Source organism: Rahnella perminowiae, assembly GCF_019049755.1.
Lineage (GTDB): Bacteria > Pseudomonadota > Gammaproteobacteria > Enterobacterales > Enterobacteriaceae > Rahnella > Rahnella perminowiae.
In genome coordinates this window covers 1-5,116 of sequence record NZ_JAFMOS010000331.1, presented here as the reverse complement: position 1 = coordinate 5,116, position 5,116 = coordinate 1, and the positions used below count along the sequence as shown (strand labels likewise).

Sequence of the window (5,116 nt, the reverse complement as noted above, 5' to 3'; positions counted from 1 at the left end):
ATTTGTTATGCTTTCTATTTAACGAAAAAATTAATGCAGATGTCTTATCGTTTACCGCGACTGAACACCTGAGCAAACCCTACAAATACATGATTAAATTCACATGCCAGGATAAGAGTATCCCTATAGAACAGGTTCTTAACACGAACGCCTCTTTCCTTTTTCGTGCCCCCAATATTCATGCATTTCTTGAATCTGACCAGAAGTGGCTGGAAATGAAGCAGGTAAACGGTGTAATTACATCATTCTCACGTATTGATTCTTCATCAGATGAAGCTCTTTATGAATGTGTTTTAGAAAACGAATTAGCGCTTCTTGATAAAACCCGTAAGTCTGCTGTCTACCTCGGCATCAGCGTTCCTGAGCTGGTAAAAAAAGTGATGCTGGAACACAAGCAGATCCAGAGTTACAAAATTGACTTTGAAACACTCCAGTCAACTTACCCGTCACGCGCAATGGTCATTCAGTGGCAGGAAACAGACTTACAATTTATTCTGCGATTGCTCTGCGAAGTTGGGATTTGGTTTCATTTTGAAAATCATCCCAAAATAACCACTGAAACCCTCATTATATTCAGTGACAGTGGTACGGGTTATCAGTTTTCTGACAAGAAAATTCCCTTTGTCAGGAGCTCTGGAATGACCAATGAGAAAGAATACATTACCGATCTCAGGGAGTTCTACAACGTCGTTTCTGATGCCGTTAAAACCCGTAATTATAATTACCGTGACCCGTCTTCCCCTCAGGCTGATAAATCTGTCTACGTACACAATGTTTCAGAAAGCGTTCGTGCAGGTCAGGAATATCGTTATGGCGATAATCAGCTTACTTCCGGCGATTACTATGGGACTGAGGGCGAATCGGCGTCATTTTATGCCCGTGTGCGCCACGAATATTTGCTGAATCACCAAAGTATTTTTACTGCAGTGACCAATGATCCTCAAATTTCACCGGGTGTGATGTTCTACCCCACAGGGAATGTCCCTGAGGGTTTTAAGCGCGGTTTTGTCGTCTGTCAGATTGAAATCAGCGGCAGTCGCGCAGAGCATTTTACTTCGACACTCAGCGGCATCCCTTACAGTGAGGTGTATTGTTTTCGCCCTGAACGTCTTCCCCGTCCGGTCATTTCCGGCACAGTACCCGCGAGGGTATCAGCCAGAACACGTAATGCCCTTTATGCAGAGACGGATGTGCAAGGCCGTTACATCGTTAAATTCGATTTTGATGTCGATGAGAAAAAGAAAGGTTACGAAAGTGCTTTTGTCAGGCTTGGCAGACCTTACGCTGGCGATACCTTCGGTTTTCACTTCCCCTTACTGGATAATACCGAGGTCGCGGTTGCCTTTGAGCTGGGCGACCCTGACAGACCGTTTATTTCCCATGTGCTCCATGATGGCGCAAATCCTGATCTGGTCACCATCAAAAACGACACACGCAACATTATCCGCACGGCCTCTTTCAACAAGATAAGACTCGAAGATAAGCGCGGGCAAGAGCATATCAAGCTGTCCACCGAGTACGGCAAAACACAACTCAATACCGGTCATCTGGTCGATGCCGAACGCCAAAAGCGCGGAGAAGGTTTTGAGCTACGCACTGATAAGTGGGGGACGATACGTTCCGCTAAAGGGCTGATGCTCACCACGGAGCCACAGCCAGGCGCAGAGGGAAAACAGCTTGATATGACGGCTGCCATCAGTGCATTGCAAAGCGCCTTAGCACTCGCCCGGACATTACAGCAAACCGCCACCACAGCCGGTGCCGGTGCGGTTGATACAGGCGCACAGCAGCAGTTGAGTAAGGCGCTTAACCAGCTCACGTCATCCTCACTTTTAGCCTATTCAGGCCAGGGACAGGCATTCATCACTCCCTCGGCGCTTCAGCTTTCAGCGGGTGAAGATCTGATTGCCACCGCAGGCAGCAATGCCAGCCTGAACATTGTTAAAAAATTCTCATTAGCCGTCGGCGAAAAGTTGTCTTTATTTGCTCAGAGACTGGGGATCCAGCTGATTGCCGCAGCGGGCAATGTCGAAGCCCAGGCACAGCGTGGCGAAATGCATTTACTGTCACAGCAGGATTTCACGCTGTCATCCACAGACGGCAAGATGACCGCCAGTGCCAAAAAAGGCATCCAGTTTTCCTGTGGCGGCGGTGGTATCCGCATTAACGCCGACGGCTCTGTTGAAATATTCTCTCCGACCGGTATTGAACTGAAAGGACCGAATCTGGCTTTTATGGGGCCGGAACGTGTTACGACGACAGCCCCCGTTTTTGAAAAAGGCACCTTTAAGCGGCGATTCAAACTCCATTCTTCTGATGATCCTGATCAGCCTGTCTCTCATCAAAAATTCCGCTTAACCGGCACAGACGGAACGGTTACCGAGGGGATGACGGATGGTGAAGGACATTCATCCCTGCTTGATGCTGATGATATTCACATGTTCAAAATGGAGATTTTACATGACTGATCAGAAGGGTAGCCCTTATCAACCCCGCGTCATTGCCACCCATGAAATCGGTGTACATCACTCACTGGGTTTAGCGGCACAGACCTGTAACATCGGGATTAAACGGCCTATGCCGTGCATTGTCATTCTGGTACACGGTGTGAATGACGTCGGCGAGGCGTACCAGAATCAGGAAAAAGGCATCATTGCCGGTTTGAATAAGCGTCTTGACCGCGCCGATTTATACGCGCACGAATGGCGGGATTTTATGCTGATGCATAATGAAAGTGCGCAGCAAAAAATCAAAGCTCCCGGCCGCTCACCGGTAATTCCTTTCTACTGGGGCTATAAGCCCGTTACCCATGACGACTACATTCAAGATCAACAAAAGTATCGTGATGAACTGAAGACTTTACACGACGACGCCAGACTCCCCTATGACGCTTACCAGGAAGATGATCCTAAAAAAATGGCGGCTCAGGGGAATGACGGCGGCAATTCTGTCAAATTTCAGAACGACAGTTTTAAAAATGCGCTGGATGCCAATTTTGCAAAAAATGGTGGTACGTTTGCCAACGCGACCACCAGCATACCGGATATGTTAGGGCCGGGTTCAGGGGGCGCGGTACTGGCGGCGGTAGGCTTCGCCACGCTGTATATGAACGGCGGCGATTACACTCACCCGATTTACCCAAACCCGCACCGCATCTATCAGTTTTTTGCCGCACAAAGGCTGGCGGATTTAATTATGCAGATCCGAGATAATCCTGTAACAGAAAAGGATGTGATAAACGTCGTCGCCCACAGCCAGGGAACCATTATTACCATGCTGGCGAACATGCTGGTTAAACAGGCAGGCGGAGAACCGGCAAACTGCGTGATCATGAACCACTCTCCGTATTCTCTGGAAAGCCGGATAAGTGAAAACATTCAGGAAGGAAATCAGCAAACCACCGAGGCCAGACAGAAGACTTTTAGAAACTTCTGCAACCTGATGGCGACGCAATACCAGGGAGCACAACACACGGAGGAGGAAATAACGGCCATTGAGACATTGTGTGCGCTGCCGTCGGCCAGGAAAAACCAGTGGCACACTGACCAGCGCTACAGCCGGAATAATAACGGCAGAGTGTTTAATTATTTCTGTGTCGATGATGACATTGTGTCATTACAAAACGTTCAGGGGATCGGCTGGCGGGGAGTGCCACAGGCGATTGCTCAGGATATCCCTAATCTTTATCAGCGCGTCTTTGTCCAGCATGGTGAGGTAGGCAAAGCTCCGGACGGACAACCTTTTGTTTATCCCATCAAGAAATCCGGCGATTTCAGCACCGCATCAGGCATCAATGCCGCTTATTATTTCCGCGACGTGATACCCAATGCTGAGGAGTTGCCGGAACCCTTTAAATTTGTATTGCAGGGACAGAACACAAATTACGAACACGCCGTTGATCCGGACAGCCCCGATCAGACGATTTCCTATTCTGCCAAAGCGGGCGCGATAAGCCGGACAGGCAAGGCCATCTATCAGCTGGATAAATATGATTACCGCGACCTTATGCCGGGTTCGGTGCTCAGTGAACAACAACTGATTATCGAAAGTATCTACCGTGAAAAGAAAATCATCAAAGGGGTGATCACAGGAACGCCTGAATATCGCGGTATTCAGTTTACCTGGCTGAAATCACGCGAGGAACTGGAAAAGGAATGGCTGAAAACGGATCCGGTGGGTTACAGCCAGCATTCCTCCATCGTGATGAGTGAATTTGCGCCCTCACATGCCATGGCATTTGATCTGGCCATTGGTCAGTGCAAGTCATTCGATTATCAGGAAGGCAAATTCTGGGAAAGTTTGCTCCATCGGGCTGACTGGCGGGATCCGTTGAATCCATTCTTTGATGCAAAGGAATACTACAGGAGTGGAAAACTTCCCTATGACAATACGAAGATACATATGAGTAAACCCGAGCAGGTGCTTCCGAAAGGTGATTTTGGTGTGGACAATGGTTATGGCCCACGTGAAAAACCTTATGTGCGCAGCCGTATTGAAATCGAAATGGAGCTTTTCCTGGCGGGAAGTTCAGGAATGGTAGCAATCAAACAATGGGAAATGCCGCAACCATTAAGTGACAGCCAGTTGAAGTCATGAAGTCATAAAGGAGACGTGATGAACGGAATGAAATTATTAACAGGCTTACTACTGATTGCGGCAGCCAACACTGTACAGGCCAAAAAAGTGCCGACGCAGGTGGTTTATCGCTTTGACGATCACAGGTATCTGGAACTTAAAGGCTGGAATTGCGAAGGGGAACTTTGGTACATCGATACTAAAAGGGGGGTTCGTTCAAATCCTGTGGGTCAGTTTTATCGCATATTCACCCGAAAACTTGTACATCCCTCTGAGCGATATATTGCCCTAACAGGATGGAGTGCAGGAGGTTTTAGAGTGTCTAAAGATTATGGGCAAACATGGAGTACAGCTATGTTTTCTCCAGGTCCTAATGAACCTGACGAAATGAATCAACCCCCGTCAGAAGATGTCATTTCTTTCACCGTCGTTAACGATCAGGGTTTTTTACTGACTAAAAAAAGCCTCTATATGTCGTCCAGAGGATTTGACGATCCGCGCATCCTTCCTGGCGGGCCAGGTATTCCTTATACGGCGTCTG

3 protein-coding genes are annotated in these 5,116 nt (G+C 48.1%); all 3 read left to right on the top strand.

The window, feature by feature from the left end:
• Window positions 1-2: 2 nt before the first annotated feature.
• Complete coding sequence (locus J1785_RS03480) at window positions 3-2,468, top strand: type VI secretion system Vgr family protein (protein WP_274388849.1); 2,466 nt, start codon at window positions 3-5, stop codon at window positions 2,466-2,468.
• Window positions 2,461-4,596, top strand: a complete 2,136-nt coding sequence (locus J1785_RS03475) for a T6SS effector phospholipase Tle3 domain-containing protein (protein ID WP_217218816.1) — start codon at window positions 2,461-2,463, stop codon at window positions 4,594-4,596. Before J1785_RS03480 ends, J1785_RS03475 begins: the two co-directional genes overlap by 8 nt.
• A gap of 18 nt (window positions 4,597-4,614) precedes the next feature.
• A partial coding sequence (locus tag J1785_RS03470; RefSeq protein WP_238483055.1) for a T6SS immunity protein Tli3 family protein occupies window positions 4,615-5,116 on the top strand: 502 nt, incomplete at its 3' end.